Genomic DNA, 25,915 nt, shown 5'->3' with positions numbered 1-25,915 from the left:
CCCGGCCGCCCGGCAGACGGCGGCCGGGCGAGGCATCCGGCACGTCCGGCACCCCGCCCCACCCGCTCCTCTGCCCCGCCCGCTCCTCTGCCCCGCCCGCTCCTCTGCCCCGCCCGCTCCTCTGCCCCACCCCGTCCCGGGTTCCGGTACGCGGGGTGTACGGGCCGGGCGCGGAACGGTGGCTGCGTCGGAGGGATGCCGGGCCGGGTGCGGAACGGCGGGTGCGGTGCGCCGGAGGTGCCGGTCACCGTGCGGCGGTGCCGCCTTCCCGGGGGGGCGTCGGCGCGTCCAGGGCATGGGCCACCGTGTCCAGCGCGGCGTGCGCCTGGGCCATGACGCGTTCCACCAGTTCCGCGCAGCTGGGCAGATCCTCGATCACGCCCGCCACCTGCCCCGACGCCATCACGCCCAGATCGGTGCGGCCGTCGACCATGGACGCCTTCAGCAGCATCGGAGTGTTCGCGGCCAGCAGGACCTGGCTCCAGGACAGGCCCTTGCCGTGTTTCATCGCGAGGCCGTCGCGGACCATCCTGGTCCAGCTCGTTTTGGAGATCCGGCGGAAGCCCGCCGCCCGGCGCACCGCGTGGGCCAACGCCCGGACCCGGCCCGCGTGTTCGAGCGCGGCGACCATCTCCGTACGCAGCATCCGGTGCGGCAGCCCGTCCACCGCCGTGGTCACCGTCACGTCCCGGACGCCCGCCGCCAGGTAGCGGGCCTTCACCGCGTCCGGCACCGTCGAGTCGGACGTCAGCAGGAACCGCGTGCCCATCGCGATGCCCGCCGCCCCGTAGGCCAGGGCCGCGACCAGGCCCCGGCCGTCGTGGAAGCCGCCCGCCGCGATCACCGGGATGTCCACGGCGTCGACGACCTGCGGCAGCAGCACGGTGGTGGCCACCTCACCGGTGTGCCCGCCGCCCTCGCCGCCCTGGACGACCACCGCGTCCGCGCCCCATGCCGCGACCTTCTCGGCATGTCGCCGGGCCCCGATCGACGGAATCACGATCACACCGGCGTCCTTCAGCTCCGCGATGAGGTCCTTCGACGGGGCGAGCGCGAAGGACGCCACCCGCACCCCCTCCTCGACGAGGATCCGCACTCGCTCGCGGGCGTCCGCGGCGTCGGCGCGCAGGTTGACGCCGAACGGTTCGTCCGTGCGGGACCTGACCTCCCGTATCGCCGACCGCAGTTGCCCGGTGGTCATCGTCGCGGACGCCAGGATGCCGAGCGCCCCGGCCCGGGCCGTGGCGGAGACCAGCCGGGGGCCCGCGACCCAGCCCATGCCCGTCTGGACGAGGGGGTGGCGCACGCCGACCAGATCCGTGAGCGCGGTTCGCATCAGCCCCGCACCTCGCGGTTTCGGGCGCCGTCCGGGTCGATCACCTCGCGGATGAGGGCGAGTTCGGCGGCAGTGGGCTCCCGGGTGAACGGGACGTCGTCCGCGACGGCGAGCGCGAAGCCGGTGGCCTCGCGGACCTGTTCGACGGTGACGCCGGGGTGCAGCGAGGCCAGGCGCATCGAGTGGTCCGGGGTGGCGAAGTCGAGGACACCGAGATCGGTGACGACCCGGGGGATGCGGTGGTGTCGCGTCGCCGACGGACCCGCCGCCGCGGCGCTGTCGTAACCGACGCCGCAGATCATGTCGACCCGTTCCACGAAGACCCTGGGTGAGTGCTTGGGCACCCAGTAACTTACCGGGTTGTTCAGGGTGTTGACGGGTGCGCCGCGCACACCGAGCAACTGACGGCCGGGCCGGTGCCAGTCGCCGATGCAGGAGATGTTCTGATTGCCGAACCGGTCGAGCTGGCTCGCCCCCATCATCACGTGACGTCTGCCGCCGGTGACCAGGGCGAGGTGCTGCCGGTACGGCAGCCAGCCCTCCGCGGCGCCGTCCGGGCCGACGATCAGCGCCTCGCCGTCCGTGAGCAGCAGATCGGGCGAGAAGGTGAGCCGGGCGAGCCGGGCGCCGATCGACGGGATCACGCCCATCGGACTGGCGAGCACCTCGCCGTCACCGCGCCAGGCGTCGGCGCACGCGATCACGCAGTAGTCGGCCCGGCCGGCGGGCGCGGCCCCGGCAGTGGTGTGCTCGGCGGCGGTGTGCTCCGTCACTTCTTCTGCTCCTCGTGCCAGGCCCGGACGGCGCGCCGGTAGCTCTCCTCGTCGCCGTGCGCGGGCAGGAAGCGTTCACGGAAGGCCGCCCAGGCGGCGGGGTCGGCGGCAGCGGTGGCGTAGGCCCTTTGGAACGCCTCGTCGCGCGGATGGTCGGGGACGCACGAGGTGAAGTGCGCGCCGTTCGGGGTCTCGACGACGCCGGTGACCGAATGTCGTTTGACCAGGAGGGTCTGCGGGGCTGCCTGCTCGGTCAACTCGGCGGTTTCCACGAGGCGTTCGCAGGACATGTAGGCGGTGTCGGCGGCTTCGCAGAACAGGTCGTCGAAGTACGGGTCCGGGCCGAGGTACTGGCCGTTGCCGAACCGGTCGGCGCGGTTCAGATGGACGAGTGCCGCGTCCATCCGCAGGGCGGGCATCGCGACGAATTCCTCGCCGTCGTCGTACGGTGAAGTGACCGTGCGCAGACCGGGGTTGACCCGCATCACGTCCGAGCCGAGGCCGGCGCGGACGGGGAGGAACGGCAGCCGGTTCGCGGCGGCGTGCAGCCCCCACATGAACATCGCCTCGTCGACCTCCGCCAGTTCGAACGCGGCGCGCTGGCGGGCCGCCCTGAAGTGCGGTTCGAGCGGGATCGAGTCGAGCGTGACGAAGGCCGTGACCAGCTTTCGGATCCGGCCCGCCGCGGCGAGCAGGCCGACGTCGGGGCCTCCGTAGGAGATCACGGTGAGGTCGGTGACGTCGGAGCGGAGCAGGGCCCGCACCAGCGCCATGGGTTTGCGGCGCGAGCCCCAGCCGCCGATGCCGATCGTCATCCCGCTGCGGAGCCGGGAGACGACGTCCCGGACGGTCATGGTCTTGTCGGTCCTCGCGCCGAAACCGGTCGCGGTCACGGTCGTGCCTCCTTGCCGAAGGTGTCGCGGACCCGGTCGGCGACCCCGCTGAGATTGGCCTCGAAGGTGAAGCCCTGCTCGAAGCGGTAGCTGCGGCGTACGTCCACCGGGTCGATGCCGTTGATGGCGGCCTTGGCGAGCCGGATCAGGTATCCGTCCTTGCGGGCGATCTCGCCCGCCAACTCCAGTGCCGCATCGAGGAGTTCGTCGCGCCGGACGACCTTCCAGACCGAGCCGTGGGCGTGCAGCTCGGCGGCGGTGGCGGTGCGCGAGGTGTAGTACAGCGCGCGCATCAGGTGCTGCGGCACGAGCCGGGCGAGGTGGGTCGCGGCACCCAGCGCGCCCCGGTCCAGTTCCGGCAGGCCGAAGGTGGCGTCCTCGCTCGCCACGATCGCGTCCGCGTTGCCGGCCAGGCCGATGCCGCCGCCGAGGCAGAAGCCGTGCACCGCGGCGACCACCGGCACCTCGCACGCGTACACCGCCGAGAACGCCTCGGCGCACCCGCGGTTGGCGCCGAGCAGGGCGTCGTGCCCGCTGTCGCGCTGCATCTCCTTGATGTCGACGCCCGCGTTGAAGCCGCGGCCCGCGGCGGCCAGCACGACGCAGCGGACCTCCGCGTCGCGCCCGGCCGATCGCAGGGCGTCGGCGAGGTCGTACCAGCCCTGGACCGGCAGTGCGTTGACGGGTGGGTAGTCGACGGTGACCAGCCGGATGCCCTTGTCGGGGCTTGTGGTGGAGACACCCATGAGCGAATCAGCTACCTTTCCACCAAACATTTGTTAGGTGTGGAAGGTAGCAGTCTGCCCCCGCATCGCCAACAGGGGAGAGGTGTGATGGCCACGAGCAGCGACGGACACGGTGCCGTACGGGGACGGCCGGAGCGGGGCGAGGGGGAGCTGTGCGCCGGGCGGGTGGTGGTGGTGACCGGCGCCGGACGCGGGCTGGGCCGGGCCCACGCGCTCGCCTTCGCGGCCGAGGGGGCGCGGGTCGTGGTCAACGACCTCGGTGTCGGCGCCGACGGGGCCGGGGGATCGGACGGCCCGGCACGGCAGGTGGCCGACGAGATCACGACCGCGGGCGGCGAGGCGGTCGCCCACACCGGCGACGTCGCCACGAGGGAGGGGGCCGCCTCCCTGGTCGCCACCGCGCTGGAGACCTTCGGACGGCTGGACACCCTGGTCAACAACGCGGGGTTCCTGCGCGACCGGATGCTGGTGAATCTGGACGAGGACGACTGGGACGCGGTGATGCGGGTCCATCTGAAGGGCCACTTCCTGCCCCTGCGCACGGCGGCCGCGCACTGGCGGGCCGAGGCCAGGGCGGGCCGTCCACCGGTCGCCCGGGTCGTCAACACCAGCTCCGGCGCGGGGTTGCTCGGGAGCGTCGGGCAGGGCAACTACTCCGCCGCGAAGGCCGGCATCGTGGGACTGACCCTGGTCGCCGCGGCCGAACTGGGTCGGTACGGGGTCCAGGTCAACGCGATCGCCCCGGCGGCCCGGACGCGGATGACCGAGCGGACGTTCGCCGAGGCGATGGCGGCCCCGAGGGAGGGGGAGTTCGACGCGATGGCCCCGGAGAACGTGTCCCCGCTGGTGGTGTGGCTCGGCTCGGCGGCGAGCGACGGGGTGACCGGACGGGTCTTCGAGGCGGAGGCCGGCCGGATCACGGTCATGGAGGGCTGGCGTCCGGGCCCCACGGCGGACCGGGGGGCGCGATGGGCACCGGCCGAGGCGGGGGCGGCGGCCCGGGAACTGCTCGCCCGGACAAAGGAGGCGCGTCCGGCGTACGGGGCGGAGTAGGGCGTCGCGGTAACGCCCGTGGCGCGAGATCCTCGTGGCCGCGGGCGCACGGGGTGGCGCGGGCGTGGTGGCGGACTCCGGCGTCCCGGCCGAGGGGTCAGGTCTCGCAGTCCAGGACCGTCCGGCACAGCCCGCACCGGGCGCGCGTCGGCCCGCGCACCGGGAGACGGATGCGCTGGAGGCAGGTGGGGCAGGGGAAGGAGACCCGGAGCCCCTGCGGGCCGTGCTCGAAGGCGTACGGGGTGTTGGAGCCAGGGGACGCGGCCGGGCGGTCGCGGGCGTGGCGGCGGTCCTGGGCGTAGCGGCGGCGGGCGGACCAGCCGGCGGCGGCGAGAGGCGGCTGCCGGTTGTCGCGCAGGGCCCGGGCGCGCCCCTTGGTGTAGGCCGTGTACCCCTGCGGGCTGGTGAACCACGGGGAGGGGTCCTCGTCGAAGGCGAACGCCCTCTTGGCCAGGACGTACCCGAACTCCTCCGGGGTGAGGTAACCGAGCTTCTGGCTGGAGACGGCGTCCTCGCGGAAGGCGTCCAGCAGCAGCCAGCCGGCGCCCAGGTACGTCGTCACCGTGTCGGTGAGGATCTCGTTGTCGCGGGTGCCGGGGAACTCCAGGCCGAGCCGGTGCAGCAGCACATGGGTGGTCTCGTGCGCGAGCGCGGCTCCGACGTCCGCGCGATGGGTGCGGAATCGGTCGTTGAGTTCGACGAAGTACTCGGGCCCCGCGGCGAGTTCGACGGCGGCGGCATGCTCCATGGTCCGGAAGCCGACGATCATCCGGGCGTCCGGCAGGTTCAGGTGCTCGACCACGGCCCGTGCCACCCGCTGGGCGCCGAGGTGCGGATCGTCATGGTCGAAGAAGGCGACGTCGGCCGCGGTGAGGCTCGTGTCGTGGGCGCGGACGCCGTCGCAGGACAGCCGCCGGTACAGCGCCGTGATCGCCGAGCGGACGGTGTCGAGGTGCGGGAAACCATGAACGACCGGGCCGCCGCCGCTCCGGCCGCCGTCCCGGTCACCGCTCCGGCCGCTCCCCGTCACGTGCCCACCCCCGTCCGTGTCCTTCGACCGTCCCACTGTATCGGCGCGGGAAACAGGCGATCTTGGCCGAAAACTGAACCTTGTGGAGGGTGTGATCACTTCCCGATAATCCCAACCATGTCTTTGTCACGAGCATGACCATCGGGTGTTCCTGTCCGGTGGCCGGCCCGCGACGAGGACGCGCGTACTCCGCGAGACACGTGGGAGGCCCGTCGACGGACCTCCCGAAACCCCCCACGAAAGAAGGCAGTCTCTTGAAGCAGCTCCTGCGCGCAGTGAAGAGATGCTCCGTCATCGCCGCCGTGGCCCTCGCGGCCGTCAGCCTCCAGCCCGCCGGCGCCTCCGCGGCGCCCGCCCCCGTCGTCGGCGGAACCCGCGCCGCCCAGGGCGAGTTCCCGTTCATGGTCCGGCTCTCGATGGGCTGCGGCGGCGCCCTGTACGCCAAGGACATCGTGCTCACCGCCGCGCACTGCGTGGACGGCTCGGGCAACGACACCTCCATCACCGTGACCGGCGGCGTCGTCGACCTCCAGTCCTCCAGCGCCGTCAAGGTCAAGTCCACCAAGGTCCTCCAGGCCCCCGGCTACAACGGCCAGGGCAAGGACTGGGCACTGATCAAACTGGCCAAGCCGATCGACCAGCCCACCCTGAAGATCGCCAACACCACCGCGTACAACAACGGCACCTTCACCATCGCCGGCTGGGGCGCGGCCACCGAGGGCGGCGCCCAGCAGCGCTACCTGCTCAAGGCCAACGTGCCGTTCGTCTCCGACGCCGAGTGCCAGGCGGCCTACGGCGGCGACCTCGTCCCCGGCGAGGAGATCTGCGCCGGCCTGATCGACACCGGCGGCGTGGACACCTGCCAGGGCGACTCCGGCGGCCCGATGTTCCGCAAGGACAACGCCGGGGCCTGGATCCAGGTCGGCATCGTCAGCTGGGGCCAGGGCTGCGCCAGGGCCGGATACCCGGGCGTCTACACCGAGGTCTCGACGTTCGCGTCCGCCATCGCGTCCGCCGCTGCCACCCTCTGACCAGGTCCACCGGCCGGTGAGGGTCCGGGCCGGCCGCGCACGAGGCGGCCACGCACGACGGTCCGGACCGACCGCACACGACCGCCCCGCCACCGGCGACCGCCGGCGGCGGGGCGACCGTGCGCCGACCGGCCGACGCGTCACCCCCGGACATCCCCGGGGCTGCCCGTCCGGACCGGCAGCCCCGGACCCACCTCCACGTACGGCGGGCCCGCGTCCTCCAACTCCAGCACCCACACCTCGTTGACGCCCTCCCGCAGCACCGGCCCCGGAACGTACAGCGTCCGCTGTGCGCCCCTCGACCAGTACCGCCCCAGGCAGAATCCGTTCACCCACACGAACCCCCGCGTCCAGCCCGGCAGTTCGAGACCCGCATGCCCCGTCTCCGCCGCGCCCGCGACCTCGAACGTCCCCCGGAACAGCCCGGTGCGCCCCGCCTCACCGCTCTCCCCGGCCCTTCCGAACACCACCTCGGCCAGCGCGTCCGGCTCCTCGAACGCCTCCAGCCGCAGCGCCCGCGCCCGCACCCCGTGCAGGTACTGCCGCTCGTGCATCACCCCGCCGCTGATCCCCTTGGGCTCACCGAGCCGCGGCCCGTAGTTCACCCGGCCCAGCGACTCCACCCACAGCTCGACCTCGGCGGGTCCGGCCACCGGCTCGTCCAGGGTCTCGTTCTCCTCGTCCAGCACCCCCGCGCGGGCCCCGTCCACGTACACCACGGCCCGGTCCCGCAGCCCCGCCGCGGTCAGCGCGTACGGGCGGCGCGGACCCGGCACACCGACCCGGTAGCGCACCACACCCCGGTCCACGCCCAGCTCCTCGAACGTCGGCGCGGCCCCCGACGCGGCGGGCTCCTCGTCACCCAGCACCTCCAGCACCGCGGACAGCGACGCCCACCCGGTGAGCTCGGCGCGCACCTCGGCCGCCAGCGGCGCCGGCTCCGGCGGCACGTCCGGAACCGGCCCGTCCGTGTACGGTGCGAGCACCTCCCGGAACCGCCAGAACTTCTCCGTGGGGCGGCCGTACTCGTCGATCGGCGCGTCGTAGTCGTACGACGTCACCGTCGGCAGGAAGCCCTGGTCCTGCAACGTCCCCGACCGGTTGGCCCCCGCCCATCCGCCGAAGTTCGTCCCGCCGTGCGCCATGTAGACGTTCACCGACGCCCCGCACTCCAGAATCTCCCGCAGCGCCCCGGCGGCCTGCTCCGGACCCCGCACGATCGGCTCGGCACCCCAGTGCTCGAACCAGCCGCACCAGAACTCCATGCACATCAGCGGCCCCTTCGGCTGATGCCGACGCAGCACCTCGAACGCCTCACGGGCCCCCGACCCGAAGTTCGCCGTGGCGAGCAGCCCCGGCACCGAACCACCCGTGAGCATGTGGTCCTCCGGCCCGTCGGACGTGAACAGCGGCACCGTCACCCCGAACTCCCGCAGCATCCCCGCCACCCGCCGCAGATAGACCGCGTCGCTGCCGTAGCTCCCGTACTCGTTCTCCGCCTGCACCATGATCACCGGGCCGCCGCGCCCGATCTGCCGCTGCACCACCTGCGGCAGCAACGCCGCGAACCAACGCTCCACGGCCTCCAGGTACTCCTCGTCACGGGTCCGCACCCGGCGCCCGAACCGCCCGGTCACCCAGACCGGCAGCCCCCCGTTCTCCCACTCCGCGCAGATGTACGGCCCCGGACGGACGATCGCCCACAGCCCGGCCCGCTGCGCCGCGTCCAGAAACCGCCCCAGCGCGCCCACGTCCCGCAGCCGGCCCGGCCGCGGCTCGTGGAGGTTCCACGGCACGTACGTCTCGACGCAGTTCAACCCCATGGCGCGCAGCATCGACAGCCGGTGGTCCCACTGCGCCTCGTGGACCCGGAAATAGTGCAGGGCCCCCGACAGCAGCCGTACGGGCTTCCCGTCCAGCCGGAAGTGGTCGTCCCCCACGGTGAAGTCAGCCATCGTGCTCGTACTCTCCTGTGCGTGCGGTTCCGGGCGGACCGGCCCCGGTCGCACGAGCGCACGCACCACGGAGCGGGCGAACCCGGGAGGAATGTCGCGGCCAAGCCTCGCCCCCTGGCGTGCCGCCGGTCCATGGACAAAGATCATGGCTGTTTGGACACAATTGTTCGGACCAATGCGATGAGACGATTCCGGCCGGTGGGACGGTTCGGACCGGCCGGAACGGCACCGACCGACACGACGAGGGGGAGGCAGGAAGGCCGATGTACCACACCTGGATGCGTTTCTTCACCCCCAGCCCGCTCCACCACCGGCTGGGCCTCGTCTGCCTGGGCGTGGGGCTCCAGCACGGTGCCCTGCCGACCGTCGGCCCGCGCACCCTGGACCACCACGTGGCCGTCGTCATCAACTCCGGCAGCGGCTGGTTCACCGGACCCGACGGCCGCCGGGTCCCCGTCGTCGCCCCCAGCCTGATCTGGCTGACCCCCGGCACCCCGCACCACTACGGCGCCGACCCGGGCACCGGCTGGGACGAGAGCTTCGTCGACTTCACCGGCCCCGCCACCGCCACGTACACCGAGCTCGGCTACATCGAACCCGACCGCCCGCTCGTCCCGCTCTCCGACACCGCGGGCCCCCGCGCCGCGGTGAGCCGGATGGTACGGGCCGCCCGGCGAGGGAACCCGCTGCTGGAGGTGGAGACCGGGGCCGCCGTCCACGAGCTCCTCGTCGCCCTGCGCCGGGCCCGCGCCGACGTCGGCCCCGACGGCGACCCGGTCCTCCGGGCCCTCGCCCGTGACGCCTTCCAGCCGCTGTCCGTCGCCGAGCACGCCGCCCGGCACGGCATGACCCCCGCCGAACTGCGCACCGCGGTCCGGCGCGGCGCGGGCTGCAGCCCCAAGGACTACCTCCTCGGCATCCGGCTCGGCCGCGCCAAGGAACTCCTCGCCGCCACGGACCTGCCGGTCGCCGCGGTCGCCCGGCGCGTGGGGTACGACGACCCCGCCTACTTCTCCCGCCTCTTCGCCCGCAGGGTCGGCACCGCCCCGGTCCGGTTCCGCGAACAGCAGGGCCGCAACGTTCCGGGCGGCTGGAGCGACCGGGTGCCGGACCCGGAACACCCGCCCATGATCAACCCGCCCGGCCCGGCCGTCTGACCCCACGCCGCTCCCCGCCCGGCCGTCGGCCCCGCACCGCTCCCGCCGGCGTCCGTGGCCGGGACTCACGGCGCCGGGCCGCCCCGGGACCTCGGACCGACGGCCGTGGGCGAGGCCGTAAGCTCGCTGACCATGACCACGAAGGACATCGACGAGTCCGTGAGCACGGAACTGAATCGGCTGCGCGAGAGCATCGACAACATCGACGCGGCTGTTGTCCACATGCTCGCCGAACGCTTCAAATGCACCCAGCAGGTCGGCCACCTCAAGGCCGCCCACCACCTGCCCCCCGCCGACCCGGCCCGCGAGAGCCGGCAGATCGCCCGGCTCAGGCAGCTGGCGGAGAGCGCGCACCTGGACCCGGCGTTCGCGGAGAAGCTGCTGAACTTCATCGTGGCGGAGGTGATCCGCCACCACGAGCGGATCGCGGAGGAGTCGGCGAACGGGGACGCGGGGGTCTGAACGGCCCGCGTACGTGCGCGCGGGGCCCGAGCGGTCCCCTACGTGCGCGCGGGGGCCCGAGCGGCCCCGCACGTACCCGCCGCGGGGATCAGTGCGGCATGTCGTCCAGGGCGGTGGAGACCTCGGTGACCTGCGGAGGTTCCACCACCATCAGGGTCACCGTGCGTTCGTGCAGATCGGCCTCGGCGACCGTACGGAAGTGCCCCGCGGTGTACCGCTCCCGGGCGGGAACGTCCTCGGCGTCCGGGGCCGCCATGATGCGGCGACAGCGCGGGTCGGCGCCGAAGAGGGCCCGGGTGAGCGCGCCGAGCAGGGCGGCGGTCTCCGGCTCGGGCTGCGGGGCGAGCGGCTGGAGGACGAGGAGCAGGTCCTGGGCGCCCACCGGGTAGCAGCCGCGCAGCGGGTGGCTCAGCACCCGCTGGATCTCCACCCGGAACGCGGGTGCGGATTCGCCCCGCCGCGCGCTGTACGCGCGGGCGGTGACGGGAAGGGGAAGGCCGCCGTCCGGGGGTGTGGACGGTACCGGCCGCAGGGTCCACGTGCCGAGGTCGGCAGGGAGAGCGGGTACCGGCTCCGGGCCGTGACTCATGGTGTGGGGGGACATCGGCGTCCTTCCGCGGGACGAGGGAGGAGGGCGTGTCGTCGTACGGCGAACGGCAGTCCGACGACACGACCGGGGAGAGCGCCGGGCGGACGCGGGGCGCAGGAGTCGCCCCCGCCGCACCATCCGCCGCGGGCGTGGTCAGTCCGCGACCGCGGTGCCCTGCTGGAGGACGATGTCGCGCACCTGGCCCTTGAGCAGCTTGCCGCCCGCGTTGCGCGGCAGCTCCGGGGCGACCATCAGCCGGGTGGGCAGCTTGTACCGGGCGAGCTGACGGCTCGCGAAGTCACGCACCTCCGCCAGCAGCGGCTCGACTCCCGGCTCGCAGACCAGGACCGCGACGACGGTCTCGCCCCATTTGGGGTCGGGTACCCCCACGACGGCGACCTCGACGGTTCCGGGAAAAGCGCTGAGGACCCGCTCCACCTCGGCGGGGTAGACGTTCTCCCCACCGCTGATGATCATGTCCTTGAGGCGGTCGACGATGAAGTAGTGGCCGTCCTTGTCCCGGTAGCCGACGTCGCCGCTGTGGAACCAGCCCGCATCGTCGAAAGCCTCACGGGTGGCGGTCTGGTTGTTCCAGTAACCGCTGACGACATTGGGGCCGCGCACGCAGATCTCACCGCGCACATCGGGCTCCTCGATGGTGCCGCCCTTCCCCGGCGCCCTCAGGCACACCTCCGTGTACGGCATGGGAAGCCCTGCCGAACCGGTCTTCTCCAGGGTGAGCGCCGCCGGGAGGTAGGTGGCGAACGGGGCGGTCTCGGTGAGGCCCCACGCCTGCTGGAGAAGGACCCCGTGGGTGTGCGCGTAGTCCTCGATCAGCTGCGGCGGCACGGCCGCACCCGCCACGATGACCGCCCGCAGCGCGGACAGGTCCGCCTCGGTGAACCCCGGCACGCGGGCGAGCGCCGCGAACATGGCGGGCACCGCGAAGATGCTGGTCACCCGGTGTTCCATCAGGTCGTTCAGACACTGCGCGGGGTCGAAGGAGCGGCGCACGACGACCGTGCCGCCACGGGTCAGGGTACGCAGCGTGAGGGCGTTCAGCCCGCCGATGTGGAACAGCGGGGCGACGGCAAGGTTCACGTCGTCGGGGCGGGTGTCGACCATGGAGTCCACGTTGACCGCGTTCCACCACAGATTGCCGTGCGTGAGCATGACGCCCTTGGGACGGCCGGTCGTCCCCGACGTGTACATCAGGGCGGCCAGGTCGTCGTCGCACAGCGGCACCGCGGCCGGCCGTCCCCCGTCGACCGACAGCAGCTCCGACAGGAGCGTCCACACGGCGGGCGGAGCGGGTGCGGCCGGGCACGCGGGGTCCGTGTCCACGAGGACGGGCCGGCGCACCGGAATCTCGGCGAGGATCGACTCGGCCAGCGCGCGGTGGCTCTCCTCGACGACCAGGGTGTGGGCACCGGAGTCGGCGAGGATGTGCCGCACCTCGTCGGCCGCGAGGCGGTGGTTGAGCGGCACGAACACCGCCCCCAGATGGCCGGCGGCCAGCAGCGCCTCGAACAGCGTGACGCTGTTGAGCCCCAGATACGCCACCCGGTCACCGCGCCGCAGCCCCCGTGCCGCGAGGCCCGCGGCCAGTCGGCTCACGGTGGTGGCGAGGGCGCCCGCGGTGACGGTCCTGCCCTCGTAGACGAGGGCGGTCGCGGCTGCGTCGTACCGGGCTCTGCGCTGCACGGCGGCGGCGGGACTGATGTCGACCATGACCCGAACGGCTCCTTCGGTGGCTGTCGGCAGGTGGGCGTGATAGGGGAGGGACAGGCGGTGGGGCGACCTCGGGGCCGGGCTCAGAGATCGCTGCCACCGGCCGCGCTGCGGAATCCGCGAACGGCGATACCGCCGTCGACGGGCACCACGGCACCGGTGATGTTGCCGCTGTTGCGGCGGGAAGCCAGCAGAACGTACGTGCCGGTGAAGTCCTCCGGCTCCACACTCGCCTCGTACAGCGGCACGTGCGGACGGGCGCCGGCGGCCTCGGCGCGGGCGAACGAGTCCTCGATCCGGCGTGCCTCCAGCCCCAGGCTCTCCGGACCGCGCAGCTGGGTGCGCATACCGCCGCAGGCGACACCGTTGACCCGGACCTTGGGGGCGAGCTCATAGGCGAACTCGCGGACCAGACCGAGACAGGCGTGCTTGCTCGCGGTGTAGACCGGTCCGCCGCCGTTGGCATGGAAGGAGGAATTGGAGAGCGTCATGATGATGCTGCCTCTGGTCTCGACCAGCTCTCGCCAGGCCGCCTCCACGGCGAGCAGATAGCCCTTGACGTTGACGGAGAAGATCTCGTCGAACGCCTCGGCCAGCTCCGCGCCCGAGAGCCGGGTGAGGCTGCGGTGATAGTCCCAGATCCCGGCATTGGGTACCAGGACGTCCAGTCTGCCGAACCGCTCGACGGTCCCCGCGACCGCTCCGTGCAGATCCTCGGTCGAGCGTACGTCACCGGAGATCGGCAGCACCCGGTCGGCGTGCTCGCCCGCGGCCTCGACCAGCGCCGCGAGCTGCCCGGCATCCCGGTCCAGGACGGCGACCGACGCGCCCTCGGCGAGGTAGCGCAGTGCGATGGCGCGGCCCAGGCCGCTCGCGCCGCCCGTGATCAGCGCGACGTCTCCGGCGAGCCACCCCGCGGCCGGGGCGTTCGCGGTGTTCGGTACGGGCTCGGACATGATTCAGCGCTCCTGGAGGAAGTCGGTGACGAGACGCTCGAACTCGGCCTGCCGTTCCAGCTGCACCCAGTGGCCGCAGCCGCCGAAGACATGCAGCTGGACATCCCGGATCTGCCGGAGCATGAGCTGCGCGCCGTCCAGGGTGATGGTCCGGTCGTCGCGGCCCCACAGCAACAGGGTCGGGGCCTTGATCCGGTGCACGTCGCGCCAGAGCGGGTCCATGCCGTGCCGCTTGGCGAACGCGGCGTTGTAGCGGTGGTAGAACTCGATGTGGCTCGGGTCCAGGGACGCCTCGTAACGGGCCTGGACGGTGTCCTCCCACCGCTTGGGCTCGGCCGTCATGACGCGGATGAAGTCCCGCATCTTCTTCACCGTCGGGCCTTCGCCGTTGTAGTACCGGAACATCGCCTTCTGCCCCTCGGTGGGGGTGGGGCCGAAGGGCAGCCAGCCGCCGCCGGGCGCCATCAGCACCAGCCTCTCGACCCGTTCCGGGGCCGCCAGGGCGATGCCGAGGGCGGCCGCGCCGCCGAGGCTGTTGCCCAGCAGATGGAAGCGCTCGATGCCGAGGCCGTCCAGCGCCCGGAGGACGGCGTCGACGCCGATCTCGGTGATCGACCGGGCGTCGAGATCCTCCTCGGTCGGGCGGTAGCTGCCGCCGAAGCCCGGCTGGTCGGGCAGCACCACCCGGAAGTGCGGGGCGAGCGCGGCCAGGTTGTGCCGGTAGTTGGCCAGGCCGTCGGCCCCCGGCCCGCCCCCGTGCAGCATCACGAGCACCGGGCCTTCGCCCGCCTCGCTGACCGAGACCGGGCCCAGCGAGGTCTGGACGGTGTGGGTGATGATCCGGGGCTGTACGGCGTCGTCGAGGGCAGGGGCCACGGGGAACTCCAGGAGATGCGGGGGATTTCGGGGATACGGGGACAGGCGGATACGGGGACAGGCGGATACGGGGCAGGGGACCGGGGGCGCCCGCCGGGAGCGCGACCGGCGCCCAGGAGACTGCCGGGTGACCTCCGACCGGTCGGTCACGCCCCGGCACGCACGTCTCCCGCGTCGCCGAAATGCCCTGGTGGCTCCTCCCGAGTTCGCCGGGAGCAGGGGGACCCCACCCGAGGACGTCTCGGCGCCGTGGAACCGCACGCACCGGACAGCGTCCGCCGACCGGCCGAAGGCCGCCCGGCAGCCCCTCAGAGGAAGGTGCTGATGTTCTTGGCGAGCAGCACGTTCTGGTCGAGCAGGATGTGGCGGCGCACCACCTTCAACGAGCCGTCGGCGGCCCGCCGCAGCAGATCGGTGCGGCCGCCCGCGTACAGATCGACCTCACGTTCCAGACGGTTGCGGTAGACCAGGAACGAGGACTCGGCGAGGTACGTGCCGTCCTCGTCGCCGGGGCGCACGGCCACGTTGGTGATCAGGTGCCGGGTGCGCGACGGCGGGTCCTCGGCCCAGGCCATGCCGGAGTCGAAGCGCCGGATGCGCCAGGCGAGGCTGTCCTTCGTCTCGTCGAAGATCGCCACCTCGCCGGGGGTGCCGTCGGCGAGCGACTGCTGGCGGCGCAGCCGGTTGGTGCGTACGGGCGCCCAGTAGTGCAGGTCGTCGGCGAGCAGCTCCAGCCAGTCGGCGTACCGGTGCTGGTCGAGCAGATGGGCTTCGAGGGTGTAGAAGCGCTCCACCTCGAAGTGGAGCAGCAGATCGTCCAGGGCCGGCCCGCCCGTGGGGGCGGCGGCGGATTCCGTGGTGTGGATGCTCATGGATCCTCCTTGCGTGCCGCGCTGTGTCGGCCATCCCATCGCACGGCGGCGGGTGCGGGGAGCGGGTGTGCCGAAGGGCGGCACACGCCATGACGGGGCCGGGGGAGAAGGGCGCAGCGGGGCGGTTCAGCCGCGGAGCAGGGCGCGCAGCTCGGTCGCCGGGTCGGCGAGCCGGTCCGCGGAGACGGGCACCGCGCGGGCGATCAGCCGCTGGGCGGCCTTGATGTCCTTGGGCCGGTCGATCGCGGCTGCGGCGACCAGCACCGGGCCACGCAGCCCGAACACCGTGAAGGCGCCGGAGGCGACGTCACCGCGCACGACGGTCTCCTCGGCGTCGGCCATCGAACCGACCCCCTCCAGCCGACTGCCGTACCGGTCGGACCAGAACCACGAGGCGCCGCGGTCGGGCGCGGCCGCCCCGAGCAGTCCGGCGGCCGCGGCCCGGCCACCGTTCCGGGCGGCGTCCCAGTGCTCGTGCCGCACCGGTTCACCGTCCCGCCGGGCCACGTCGCCGACCGCGTACACCCGCGGGTGCGAGGTGCGCTGCGCAGCGTCGACGACGATGCCGTTGTCGACGGTGAGCCCCGCGGCCTCGGCCAGCGCGGTCGCCGGGCGGATGCCGATGCCGACGACCACGGTGTCGGCGGTGACGGGCTCGGGGCGTCCGCCCACGGTGACGGTGACCTCCTCGGCGCCGGGTGCCCGGTCGATGCGCTCCACGCCCCCGGTGACGACCTCGACGCCCTCGGCGCGGTGCCGGGCGTGCAGCGCCCCGGCGATGTCCGGGCCGACGACCGTGGTCAGCGGTACCGGCACCGGGTCGATCAGGGTGACGGAGCAGCCCAGCGCGGTGGCGACCGCCGCGGTCTCGGCACCGATGAGCCCGGCACCGACGACGGCGATCCTGGCCCCCGGCACCAGCCGCGCCCGCAGCCGCCGCGCTTCCTCCCAGGTGCGCAGGGTGTGCACGGCCGGGTCGTCCCCGCCGGGCACCGGGAGGGTGCGGACGGTGCCGCCGGTGGCCAGCACGATCCGGTCGGCGGTCAGCTCGGTGCCGTCGGCCAGTTCCAGCACACCCTCGTCGGGGCGCAGGGCGGTGACGACGGCACCCGTCCGCAGCTCGACGCGCTGCTGCTCGTACCAGTCGGCCGGCCGCAGGGCGATGCCGTCCTGTGCGGTCACGGCACCGTTCAGGACGTCCTTGCTCAGCGGGGGACGGTCGTAGGGCAGCCCGTCCTCGCCGCTCAGCAGGACGATCTCGCCGTCGAAGCCGCCGCCGCGCAGGGCGTCGCAGGTCGACACGGCGGAGATCCCGGCACCGACCAGGGTGATCCTCGTCATGACGTCGGCTCCTGGCCCGGGTGCAGCCAGATCTCGCCGTCGACGACCTCGACCCGGTGGGCCCGGACCGCGAGGGTGGCCGGCATGCACTGCGGCTCGCCGGACTTGAGGCAGAAGCGGGCGCTGTGCAGGGGACACTCCACCTCGCCGTCCTCGATCCAGCCGTCGGCCAGGGACGCCTGGCCGTGCGAACAGGTGTCGTCGAGGGCGTAGTACTTCCCGCCGTCGTGGAAGACGGAGATGGCGTCGAGGTGCCCGGTCTGCTCGGCGGGCACCCGGAGGGCTTCGCCCTCCTCGATGCCGCCCGCGGCGGCGACGCGCACGGAGGTGAGCGCGGTGTCGGTGGATTCGGCGGAGATCATCGTTCGTCAGCTGCCTTCTCGTGCCAGGCCGGGGTGTTCATCAGGTCGCGCCAGCGGGTGTAGAAGCCCCGTGCGGCCCCGTCGGAGTACAGGTGTCCGGTGGTACCGGGGTGGACGCCGTCCTCGGCGCCCATGCCGATGCCCATCTGGTAGTTGAGCGTCATGCCGCCGGCCATGAAACCGTGCGCGGTGGCCTGGCACTCGCTCCAGTTCTCGCCGTCGTCCTGCTCGAAGATGCCGGTCGGCCCGAAGGTGCGCAGGTTGTACAGGCGCTGGGCGTTCTTGACCTCGTCGGGCATCGACTTGTCGACGACCGTCCAGGCCCAGACCTCCATCTTGTCCGGCCCCTTCGGGTGCCAGACCCGGATGCTGCCGTTGACCGGCAGATACGAGAAGTTGGGGAAGACGTTGGCGTGCCCGGTCGTCATCGGACCCTCGGCACGGCCGTCGCCGAGGCGCTCGCGCAGCCGGTCGTAGTCGTAGTACTCGTGCACCACGCGGTCGTCGAAACGGCTCTTGGGGTGGGTCGGGAAACCGGCGCCGTGACCGTTCGGGTCGGTGTACTGGCGGCCCGGGGTCTGCACGATCCCGGCCTTGGGGCCCTTGCCGCTGGGCGACATGACCATCAGCGCGGAGGCGTGCGAGATGTTCACGTGGTACCAGTCGGAGGAGAACTGCTCGGCGGCGAGCTTCCAGTTGCCCTCCAGGACCCACTTGTGCACACCGCCGATGACCTCGGTGCCCTCCGGGTCACGGTCCAGCATGGCGTCCATGTACCAGGTCATTCCGCCGAGCGCCTCGGTGAGCGCGGGCGCCTCCGGGTTCCAGGTCGCGAAGATCAGCCCCCGGTACGTGTCCAGCTGGGCGACCTCGGTCAGGCCCCAGCGGTCCTGGTCGAAGCTCTCCGGATACCCCTCCCGGTTCGGGACGTTGATCAGCGCGCCGGAGGTGTCGTACGCCCAGCCGTGGTAGCTGCACGTGAACGCCTTGGTCGCACCGGCGTCCGCCCGGCAGACCCGCATACCGCGGTGGCGGCAGGCGTTGAGGAAGGCGCGGATCCGCCTCTCCTTGTCCATGGTCACGATGACCGGGTCCTCACCCATGTACGTGGTGAAGAAGTCGCCGGGCTTGCGGAACTGCGAGGTGTGGGCGAGGAAGAGCCAGCTCGGCGCGAAGACGCGGCGCAGCTCCTGCTGGTAGAGGGCGGTGTCGCCGAAGATACCGCGGTCGACGAGACCGTTGTCGAGGTCGAAGTACTCGGTGACGTCGACCGCGGGGGCGGGGGTGCGGTGGAGGTCGCTCATGCCTTCGTTCCTTCCTGTCCGGCCGGGGCGGCGGGTCGCGCCGGGCGGTGGTGACCCCACAGGGTGGTGCCGTCGACCCGGGTGGCGGTCCAGGGGTCGTCGACGGTGATGGCGCCGTACCCGTACTCGACCTCGAAGCCGGACGGAGTGACCGCGTAGAAGGACAGCATCCGGTCGTTGCTGTGCCGCCCGATCGTCAGGGCGAGCGGCGCCGCACCGTCCAGGCAGCGGTCGTACGCGTACCCCACCGTGTCGAGCGCGTCGGCCTCCAGCATGAAGTGGAAGAGCTCGCCCGGCTCCACGTCCTTGCGCGGCTTGCGCTCGGGCTCGATGACGAGCCCGGCGAACGCCAGTGAGTGGTGACGCGGGTTGGTGTGCAGGAACGCGACCCGCTTGCGGCCGAGGTCGCAGAAGTCGGAGATCCGGAAGCCGAGCAGCTCGGTGTAGAACCGCAGGGTCGCGGCGTAGTCCTCGACGGAGAACACCACGTGGCCCAGGCCCTGTTCACCCGTGACGAAGCGGGCGCCGGTCGGCGAGACGAACGGGGTGATGGCGGTGCGCGCACCGTAGAAGATCTCCACGCGTACGCCGTTGGGGTCCTCGATGTGGAAGAGTCCCAGGACGTCCCGGTCGCGGAGCAGCTGCTCGTCGGCATGACGGACCTCGACACCGGCCCGCGTCAGTTCATCGGCCGCCGCGGCGAGTTCGGCGGGGCCCGGAACCTCCCAGCCGACGTAGCCGAACTCCTCGGAATCGGCCTCGTGCAGCGCGATCCGCCAGGCGCGGTCGTCGGCGCGCAGCCGCAGCCCGTCGTCGGTGGTCCGCACCGACAGGCCGAGCACGTCCTCGGCGAAGGTGCGCCACTCGTTGATGCGCCGGGTTCGGAGTCCGAAGTATCCCAGTCCGCTCAGTTGCATGACGGGCCGTCCCTTCAGGTCTGATTCGGGGAGTAGGGCCGGACGGCTCGGCGGTCCGTTCGGGCATTTCACAGCAGACCGCCTCCGGCCCGGTCGTGCCATGTGCTGTGCCGCCCTGTGGAACACACCGCGTCACGTTCCGGCGCGACGGTCCCGGCCGGCAGAACCGCATGGGTACGGGGGCGGGCTCCGGCGTGCCGCGTCACGGCACGGCCGCTTGTCCGGAGGGACGCGGACGCGGAGCGTGGCCGCCGTGCGCTGCCGCGCACCGCCCTGTGGACCCCCTCACGCCCGGAGGACCGATGCTCGCCGCCGTCGCCGTACGCCAGGACCCCGCCGACCCGCTGAGCGGGCTCGAACTGCGCGAGGTGCCCGCGCCGGTGGCCCCGCCGGGCTGGACCGTGGTCGAGGTCGTCGCGGCGGCGCTGAACCACCACGACATCTGGACACTGCGCGGTGTCGGTCACCCCGCCGACCGGCTGCCGATGGTGCTGGGCTGCGACGCCGCCGGGTACGACGAGGACGGCAACGAGGTCGTGATCCACCCGGTGATCGGCGACCCCCGGGCGGGCGGCGGCGACGAGACCCTCGACCCCGGACGGGCATTGCTGTCGGAGCGGCACGACGGGGCGTTCGCCGAGCTGCTGTGCGTGCCGCGCCGCAATCTCGTCCCCAAGCCGGCGTCGCTGTCCTTCGCGGAGGCCGCATGCCTGCCGGTCGCCTGGCTGACGGCGTACCGGATGCTGTTCACCCAGGCCCGGATCCGGCCCGGCGACCGGGTGCTGGTGCAGGGCGCCGGCGGCGGGGTGGCCTCGGCCGCGATCACCCTGGCTCGCGCCGCCGGGGCCAGGGTGTACGCGACCAGCCGGTCGGAGCGCAAGCGCGCGGCGGCCCTGTCGATGGGCGCCCACGTGGCGCTGGAAACGGGGGAGAGGCTGCCCGAGAAGGTCGACGTGGTCGTGGAGACCGTCGGAGAGGCGACCTGGCCGCATTCGCTGCGGTCGCTGCGCCCGGGCGGCACGGTCGTGGTCGCCGGGGCGACCAGTGGGGCCAATCCGCCGGCCGACCTGAACCGGATCTTCTACCTCCAGCAGCGGGTGCTGGGCTCCACGGGCGGCACCCGTGAGGAGTTCGTCTCGCTGCTGAGGTTCATGGAGAGCGCCGGGATCCGGCCCCGGATCGACCGGGAGATCCCGCTGTCCGGCATCCACGACGGCTTCCGGGCCATGATCGACGGCGAGGTCACCGGGAAGGTGATCGTCAACCCGTGACGCCCGCGCCGCGATCGGCGGCGCACCGGGACGCACCGATCGGGGTGCCCCGTACGGAACGACCGGTGCCGTATGCCCGATTGTGACGTACGTGGCACCGCGATTTCTGTTTTGCCTGCTCTTGACGGTTCACACGCGGCAAACCGTTCTCTACAGTGGACGGACGTCCACTGAAGTGGTCGCCAGGAATGTGCGGAGGCGAACATGCTCGACCGTGTCCCGATCGACGAACTCACCGGAACCACCGGCCCGAAGGGCCAGGACACCGCTCGTGAGCAGCAGACCGCCGTGGACAAGGCGCTCACCCTGCTGATGTCGCTCGCCGAGGAGGACCGCGAGGTCGGCGTCAGCGAACTCGCCCGCCGCACCCGGCTGACCAAGTCCACCGCCTTCCGGCTGCTCGGCATCCTCCAGCGCAACGACGTCGTCGAGAGGGTCGGCAGCAGCTACCGGCTGGGCCCCCAGCTCTTCGACATCGGCCGCCGGGTCTACGGCCCGACCCCGCTGATGCTGCAGGAACGGCTGCTGCCCTTCCTCACCGAGCTGTACGTCCTCACCCAGGAGACCGTCCACCTGGCCGTGCTGCACCGCACCGACGTCATGTACGTCAACAAACTGCACGGCCACCGCCGCGCCCGCACACCCACCCGGATCGGCACCCGGCTGCCCGCTTCCTGCACCGCCGTCGGCAAGGCACTGCTCGCCTTCGACCACGACGCGGCCGAGCAGGCGATCGCCGACGGACTGCCCGCACCGATGGACAACTCGGTGACCGACCCCGAGGACTTCCGGGCCGAGCTCGCCCGTATCCGCCGCGAAGGGATCGCCTACGACCGGGAGGAGATCCTGCCCGGCGTCTCCTGCGTGGCGGTCCCCGTCATGGGGGGCGGCGGGCGCCCCGTGGCCGCCGTCTCCGTCTCCGGCGTGGCAGGACGCTTCGAACCCGCACGCATCGCACCCGAACTGCGCCGGGTCGCGTTCGAGGCCGCCAGGGAACTCGGAGCCACGACCCGCACACGGCCCCGCAGGAATCCCGGGGCGAGCCGGGAGACGGCCGCCGCCTGATCCCTCCCACCGCATGGGCGCGACCGGCCGGACGGGGGCGGACCCGGGCGGGCCGGGCGGATCGGCCGGACACGAGCGGGCCGGGCGGCCCGGGGCGCCGCGGCCCGCGGATGTTTCCGGACCCGGGGGCGCCGGACACGGCCGGACCCGGGCGGGCCGGCGGGACGCGGGCGGGCCGGCCGGACGCGGGCAGACCTGAGCGGAACGGCCGGGGCCGGACGGCCCGCCCGGACCGGCCCGCAGCAGAACCGCGGCAGACCCCGGCGGGCGGCTCAGGAGGACGGCGCGTCCCTCCCGGCCCCGTGCGCGTGGCCCCGCGCAACGCCGCCCGTACCCGGCTGGACACGTGGCACACTCACCACGATGTGCACCACGCACTCACCCCCGAGGGCCGCGTACAGATGCGGACGGTCGCCGGGAAACCGCACGAAGTCGCCCGCACCCAGCTCCACCGGGCCGTCCTCGGGACCCACCCTGACCCGCCCGCTGATCACGTACAGATGCTCCAGCGTGCCCACCGGATGCGGCCCCGAACGGCCCGTGCCGCGTATGCGCAGGATGTAGTTCTCGATGACACCCGAACCGTAGACATGGTCCAGGCTGCGGCTCTCGTACCCCTCGTGCTCCTGCCAGACGGCCTCGTCACCCGGGCGCACCGTCATGACCTGCTCGCGCTCCGCGACCAGCCGCGTCACCGGCACACCGAGGGCCAGCGCCACCGCGAACAGCGTCTCGACAGTGGGGTTGCCCGTGCCCTGCTCGACCTTGGACAGATTCTGCTTCGACAGACCGGCCTGCCGGGCGAGCTCGGCCAGCGACAGCCCGCGCTGCTCCCTGAGGATGCGCAGGTTCCGCGCGACCACGTCGTTTCCTGTTGACACCGCACCACCATAGGTCACACGAAACAGCAGGTCCCCGGGCCGGCCGACAGGACGACCGCACCCGCCCACGGAATTCGCCGACACCGTTCCATGTCGCGGAACGACCCTTGGCGCAGGCACCGCCCCGACGTCTATACCGGAGTCCCGGCGGCGCCCGCGCCACGCCGACGACGCGTTCCCGCACCCCTGCCCCCTTCCCTTCCCCGGAGGTACCCCGTGACCGCCGCACCGTTCGCCGCCGTCGCCCAAGCGGCCGAGGCTCTGGCCGAGGCCGCGCGGTCCGGCATCCCCTGCCCACCCGTACGCGATCTCTTCGACACCGGGGACGTGGCCTCCGCATACGCCGTGCAGCGCCGCACCATCGAGTCGAGCCTCACCGGCGACCGCCGCATCGTGGGCCGCAAGATCGGCCTGACCTCGCCGGCCGTCCAGCGCCAGCTCGGCGTCGACCGGCCGGACTTCGGCGCACTCCTGTCCGACATGGCCGTCCCCGACGGCGGCACCGTCCCGGCCGGCCGGCTTCTCCAGCCCAAGGTGGAGGCCGAGGTGGCCCTGGTGCTGGGCACCGGTCTCCCGCACCCGCAGCCGACGGTCGCCGACGTGATCCGCGCGGTCGACTTCGCCCTGCCCGCCCTGGAGATCGTCGACAGCCGGATCGCGGACTGGGACATCAGCCTCGTCGACACCATCGCCGACAACGCCTCCTGCGGACTGTTCGTCCTCGGCGGCGCCCCCGTGCCACTGACCGCCGTGGACCTGCGCGGAGTCCGGATGACCATGACCCGCGACGGCGAGAAGGTCTCCGAGGGCACCGGCTCGGACTGCCTCGACGGCCCGCTGAACGCCGCGGTCTGGCTGGCGTCCACCCTCGCCGCTATGGGAGACCCACTGCGGGCCGGAGACATCGTCCTCACCGGAGCGCTCGGTCCGATGGCCGTCGCGGCGCCCGGCGACACCTTCGAGGCCCGGATCTCGGGCCTCGGTTCCGTACGGGTCGGCTTCGCCGCCCCCGAACAGGGAGACCAGAGTTGAGCAGCGCAATGACGGACGGCGGCCGCACCAAGGTCGCGGTGATCGGCTCCGGGAACATCGGCACCGACCTCATGATCAAGGTCCTGAGGCTCTCGGACCGCCTGGAAATCGCGGCGATGGCCGGCATCGACCCGGCATCCGACGGCCTCGCACGTGCCCGCCGACTGAAGGTCGCCACCACCCACGAAGGCGTCGACGGCCTGCTGGAGATGGACGAGTTCGCCGAGGTCCAGATCGTCTTCGACGCCACGTCCGCAGGCGCGCACCGCTACCACGACCAGGTGCTCCGCGCCGCCGGCCGCACCGTCGTCGACCTCACCCCGGCCGCGATCGGCCCCTACGTGGTCCCGCCCGTCAACCTCGGCGAACACCTCGGCGCCAACAACGTCAACATGGTGACCTGCGGTGGACAGGCCACAATCCCCGTGGTCGCCGCCATCAACGCCGTCACCCCGGTCCACTACGGAGAGATCGTCGCCTCCATCTCGTCCCGCTCCGCCGGACCCGGCACCCGCGCCAACATCGACGAGTTCACCGAGACCACCTCCTCGGCCATCGAGAAGGTCGGCGGCGCCGCCCGCGGCAAGGCGATCATCGTCCTCAACCCGGCCGAACCACCGCTCATCATGCGCGACACCGTGTACTGCCTGGTCGGCGAGTGCGACGACGCCGCCGTGACAGCCTCCGTCGAGGAGATGACCGCCCGCGTCCAGACGTACGTACCCGGCTACCGCCTCAAGCAGAACGTCCAGTTCGACCGGGTCACCGACGACGACCCGCTGCGCGGGCTGCTCCCCGCAGGCGCCGGAAAGGAAGCCGTGAAGGTCTCCGTCTTCCTCGAAGTCGAGGGCGCCGCCCACTACTTGCCCGCCTACGCCGGCAACCTCGACATCATGACCTCGGCCGCTCTGCGCACCGCGGAGCACATGGCCGCTCACCGCTCCAGCAAGGTGGCACCCCGATGACCGACCACACCACCACCGCGGCCACCACTGCACAGCCCCACCCCCGCGGCCCGCTGTACATCCAGGACGTGACCCTGCGCGACGGCATGCACGCAGTCCGCCACCGCTACAGCGTCGAGCAGGCCCGGACCATCGCGACCGCCCTCGACGACGCCGGAGTCGGCGCGATCGAGATCGCCCACGGCGACGGCCTGTCCGGCTCCTCCGTCACCTACGGCGTCGGCGCACACACCGACTGGGAATGGATCGAGGCCGTCGCGGACGCCACGAAGAAGGCAATCCCCACCACCCTGCTGCTGCCGGGCATCGGCACCCTGCACGACCTCCGGCAGGCGCACGCGCTCGGCATCCGCTCGGTACGCGTGGCCACCCACTGCACCGAGGCCGACATCTCCGCGCAGCACATCGCGGCCGCCCGCGAACTCGGCATGGACGTGGCGGGCTTCCTGATGATGTCCCACATGGCCGAGCCCGCCGAACTCGCCCGCCAGGCAAAGCTGATGGAGTCCTACGGCGCACAATGCGTGTACATCACCGACTCCGGCGGCCGACTCACCATGGACGGCGTACGGGAACGGGCCCTCGCCTACCGCGAGGTGCTGGACGCCACGACGGAACTCGGCATCCACGCCCACCACAACCTCGCGCTCGGCGTCGCCAATTCGGTCGTCGCCGTCGAAAACGGCGTCACCCGGGTCGACGCCTCACTGGCCGGCCAGGGCGCCGGCGCGGGCAACGCCCCGCTCGAAGCGTTCATCGCCGCCGCCGACCTGATGGGCTGGGAACACGGCTGCGACCTGTTCCCGCTCATGGACGCCGCCGACGACCTGGTACGTCCGCTGCAGGACCGCGAGGTCCGAGTCGACCGCGAGACCCTGACCCTCGGCTACGCGGGCGTGTACTCCAGCTTCCTGCGGCACGCCGAGAACGCGGCCCGCCGCTACGGACTCGACACCCGGGCCATCCTGGTCGAGGCCGGCCGCCGCAAGATGGTCGGCGGCCAGGAAGACATGATCACCGACATCGCGCTCGACCTGCTGAACCTCAAGGCGGCGCAGGAGACGACGCCCCGCGACTGACCCCACCGGGCAGCCGGAGCGACACCGCCCCCCGACCCCGGGAGCGCCCCCGCCCCACGACCCCACCGGCGGCCCGCCCGCCCCGGCACACGAGACGGGCCGGCCCGTCGGCACGGGCCGGCCCCGGCCCGCACACGAAAGCCGCCGCCCACCCCCCCGGCGGAAACCACCCACCTCCCCACCCGAGCCGACACAACCCGCAGCCGGACCCCCGCGAAACCCGCGCCCCCCGCAGCAC

At 72.7% G+C, this 25,915-nt stretch carries 25 protein-coding genes; 9 read left to right on the top strand and 16 right to left on the bottom strand.

Annotated elements, in window-relative coordinates; translation table 11 throughout:
* Nucleotides 1–244 precede the first annotated feature (244 nt).
* Genes ACFC79_RS13705 through ACFC79_RS13690 form a run of 4 tightly spaced genes read right to left on the bottom strand, consistent with a single transcriptional unit; the run spans nt 245 to nt 3,748 of the window.
* Nucleotides 245–1,336, bottom strand: coding sequence for an NAD(P)H-dependent flavin oxidoreductase (locus ACFC79_RS13705; RefSeq protein ID WP_376239242.1), 1,092 nt, complete (start codon nt 1,334–1,336; stop codon nt 245–247).
* The gene (locus ACFC79_RS13700) at nt 1,336–2,109 is read right to left on the bottom strand and encodes a CoA-transferase subunit beta (RefSeq protein WP_376239239.1); all 774 of its coding nucleotides are present in this window, start codon (nt 2,107–2,109) and stop codon (nt 1,336–1,338) included. Before ACFC79_RS13700 ends, ACFC79_RS13705 begins: the two co-directional genes overlap by 1 nt.
* Nucleotides 2,106–2,963: a CoA transferase subunit A gene (locus ACFC79_RS13695; protein ID WP_376239587.1), complete on the bottom strand. Its 858-nt coding sequence runs from the start codon at nt 2,961–2,963 to the stop codon at nt 2,106–2,108. The genes ACFC79_RS13700 and ACFC79_RS13695 overlap by 4 nt, the downstream gene beginning before the upstream one ends.
* 35 nt (nt 2,964–2,998) lie before the next feature.
* Nucleotides 2,999–3,748: an enoyl-CoA hydratase family protein gene (locus tag ACFC79_RS13690; RefSeq protein ID WP_376239237.1), complete on the bottom strand. Its 750-nt coding sequence runs from the start codon at nt 3,746–3,748 to the stop codon at nt 2,999–3,001.
* Nucleotides 3,749–3,835: 87 nt separating this feature from the next.
* Here ACFC79_RS13690 and ACFC79_RS13685 point away from each other — a divergent pair, with 87 nt between their 5' ends.
* Nucleotides 3,836–4,801 (top strand): SDR family oxidoreductase, encoded by a 966-nt coding sequence (locus ACFC79_RS13685; protein WP_376239235.1) that lies wholly within the window; start codon nt 3,836–3,838, stop codon nt 4,799–4,801.
* A gap of 97 nt (nt 4,802–4,898) precedes the next feature.
* On the opposite strand, the gene ACFC79_RS13680 is transcribed toward ACFC79_RS13685, so the two are convergent.
* Complete coding sequence (locus tag ACFC79_RS13680; RefSeq protein ID WP_376239233.1) at nt 4,899–5,831, bottom strand: hypothetical protein; 933 nt, start codon at nt 5,829–5,831, stop codon at nt 4,899–4,901.
* A gap of 254 nt (nt 5,832–6,085) precedes the next feature.
* On the opposite strand from ACFC79_RS13680, the gene ACFC79_RS13675 reads away from it, so the two are divergent.
* Nucleotides 6,086–6,862, top strand: coding sequence for a trypsin-like serine protease (locus ACFC79_RS13675; protein WP_376239231.1), 777 nt, complete (start codon nt 6,086–6,088; stop codon nt 6,860–6,862).
* A 140-nt stretch (nt 6,863–7,002) separates the two neighbouring features.
* On the opposite strand, the gene ACFC79_RS13670 is transcribed toward ACFC79_RS13675, so the two are convergent.
* Nucleotides 7,003–8,817: a beta-galactosidase family protein gene (locus ACFC79_RS13670; RefSeq protein ID WP_376239228.1), complete on the bottom strand. Its 1,815-nt coding sequence runs from the start codon at nt 8,815–8,817 to the stop codon at nt 7,003–7,005.
* Nucleotides 8,818–9,080: 263 nt separating this feature from the next.
* Here ACFC79_RS13670 and ACFC79_RS13665 point away from each other — a divergent pair, with 263 nt between their 5' ends.
* Both ACFC79_RS13665 and ACFC79_RS13660 read left to right on the top strand, forming a co-directional pair.
* Complete coding sequence (locus tag ACFC79_RS13665) at nt 9,081–9,974, top strand: helix-turn-helix domain-containing protein (RefSeq protein WP_376239226.1); 894 nt, start codon at nt 9,081–9,083, stop codon at nt 9,972–9,974.
* A 132-nt stretch (nt 9,975–10,106) separates the two neighbouring features.
* Entirely contained in the window at nt 10,107–10,436 is a 330-nt protein-coding gene (locus ACFC79_RS13660) for a chorismate mutase (RefSeq protein WP_376239224.1), read from the top strand.
* Nucleotides 10,437–10,524: 88 nt separating this feature from the next.
* Here ACFC79_RS13660 and ACFC79_RS13655 read toward each other — a convergent pair whose 3' ends face one another.
* The 9 genes from ACFC79_RS13655 to ACFC79_RS13615 form a co-directional block, all read right to left on the bottom strand.
* On the bottom strand, nt 10,525–11,040 hold the full coding sequence (locus ACFC79_RS13655; RefSeq protein ID WP_376239221.1) for a GNAT family N-acetyltransferase: 516 nt from the start codon (nt 11,038–11,040) through the stop codon (nt 10,525–10,527).
* A 138-nt stretch (nt 11,041–11,178) separates the two neighbouring features.
* Entirely contained in the window at nt 11,179–12,756 is a 1,578-nt protein-coding gene (locus tag ACFC79_RS13650) for a long-chain fatty acid--CoA ligase (RefSeq protein WP_376239219.1), read from the bottom strand.
* A gap of 83 nt (nt 12,757–12,839) precedes the next feature.
* Complete coding sequence (hcaB, locus tag ACFC79_RS13645; RefSeq protein WP_376239217.1) at nt 12,840–13,712, bottom strand: 3-(cis-5,6-dihydroxycyclohexa-1,3-dien-1-yl)propanoate dehydrogenase; 873 nt, start codon at nt 13,710–13,712, stop codon at nt 12,840–12,842.
* A 3-nt stretch (nt 13,713–13,715) separates the two neighbouring features.
* Nucleotides 13,716–14,588, bottom strand: coding sequence for an alpha/beta fold hydrolase (locus ACFC79_RS13640; RefSeq protein ID WP_376239214.1), 873 nt, complete (start codon nt 14,586–14,588; stop codon nt 13,716–13,718).
* Nucleotides 14,589–14,896: 308 nt separating this feature from the next.
* Entirely contained in the window at nt 14,897–15,460 is a 564-nt protein-coding gene (locus ACFC79_RS13635; RefSeq protein WP_376239211.1) for a 3-phenylpropionate/cinnamic acid dioxygenase subunit beta, read from the bottom strand.
* 126 nt (nt 15,461–15,586) lie between these two features.
* Complete coding sequence (locus ACFC79_RS13630; protein ID WP_376239209.1) at nt 15,587–16,801, bottom strand: NAD(P)/FAD-dependent oxidoreductase; 1,215 nt, start codon at nt 16,799–16,801, stop codon at nt 15,587–15,589.
* Nucleotides 16,798–17,163 carry a bifunctional 3-phenylpropionate/cinnamic acid dioxygenase ferredoxin subunit gene (locus ACFC79_RS13625; RefSeq protein ID WP_376239206.1) on the bottom strand — a complete coding sequence of 122 codons (366 nt, stop codon included), beginning with the start codon at nt 17,161–17,163 and terminating at the stop codon, nt 16,798–16,800. Before ACFC79_RS13625 ends, ACFC79_RS13630 begins: the two co-directional genes overlap by 4 nt.
* On the bottom strand, nt 17,160–18,467 hold the full coding sequence (locus ACFC79_RS13620) for an aromatic ring-hydroxylating dioxygenase subunit alpha (protein ID WP_376239203.1): 1,308 nt from the start codon (nt 18,465–18,467) through the stop codon (nt 17,160–17,162). Before ACFC79_RS13620 ends, ACFC79_RS13625 begins: the two co-directional genes overlap by 4 nt.
* Nucleotides 18,464–19,384, bottom strand: a complete 921-nt coding sequence (locus ACFC79_RS13615; protein WP_376239201.1) for a VOC family protein — start codon at nt 19,382–19,384, stop codon at nt 18,464–18,466. Before ACFC79_RS13615 ends, ACFC79_RS13620 begins: the two co-directional genes overlap by 4 nt.
* Before the next feature lie 302 nt (nt 19,385–19,686).
* Here ACFC79_RS13615 and ACFC79_RS13610 point away from each other — a divergent pair, with 302 nt between their 5' ends.
* Nucleotides 19,687–20,655, top strand: coding sequence for a zinc-binding dehydrogenase (locus ACFC79_RS13610; protein ID WP_376239200.1), 969 nt, complete (start codon nt 19,687–19,689; stop codon nt 20,653–20,655).
* Nucleotides 20,656–20,859: 204 nt separating this feature from the next.
* The gene (locus ACFC79_RS13605) at nt 20,860–21,720 is read left to right on the top strand and encodes an IclR family transcriptional regulator (RefSeq protein ID WP_376239198.1); all 861 of its coding nucleotides are present in this window, start codon (nt 20,860–20,862) and stop codon (nt 21,718–21,720) included.
* Nucleotides 21,721–21,992: 272 nt separating this feature from the next.
* Here the strand turns inward: ACFC79_RS13605 and ACFC79_RS13600 are convergent, their stop codons facing one another.
* Nucleotides 21,993–22,601, bottom strand: a complete 609-nt coding sequence (locus ACFC79_RS13600) for a helix-turn-helix domain-containing protein (RefSeq protein ID WP_376239195.1) — start codon at nt 22,599–22,601, stop codon at nt 21,993–21,995.
* A 216-nt stretch (nt 22,602–22,817) separates the two neighbouring features.
* Between ACFC79_RS13600 and ACFC79_RS13595 the strand changes: the two genes are divergently transcribed.
* From ACFC79_RS13595 to dmpG, 3 genes are read left to right on the top strand one after another with little or no spacing between them, the layout of a single operon-like run.
* Complete coding sequence (locus tag ACFC79_RS13595) at nt 22,818–23,633, top strand: 2-keto-4-pentenoate hydratase (protein ID WP_376239193.1); 816 nt, start codon at nt 22,818–22,820, stop codon at nt 23,631–23,633.
* Between the two features lie 8 nt (nt 23,634–23,641).
* Nucleotides 23,642–24,598, top strand: a complete 957-nt coding sequence (locus ACFC79_RS13590; protein ID WP_376239584.1) for an acetaldehyde dehydrogenase (acetylating) — start codon at nt 23,642–23,644, stop codon at nt 24,596–24,598.
* Nucleotides 24,595–25,677, top strand: coding sequence for a 4-hydroxy-2-oxovalerate aldolase (gene dmpG / locus ACFC79_RS13585; RefSeq protein WP_376239191.1), 1,083 nt, complete (start codon nt 24,595–24,597; stop codon nt 25,675–25,677). Before ACFC79_RS13590 ends, dmpG begins: the two co-directional genes overlap by 4 nt.
* The last annotated feature ends 238 nt before the right edge of the window (nt 25,678–25,915 follow it).

Source organism: Streptomyces sp. NPDC056061, from assembly GCF_042266885.1.
GTDB lineage: Bacteria > Actinomycetota > Actinomycetes > Streptomycetales > Streptomycetaceae > Streptomyces.
Note: the sequence above shows the minus strand (reverse complement) of the source record. Positions and strands in the feature narration are given on the sequence as shown.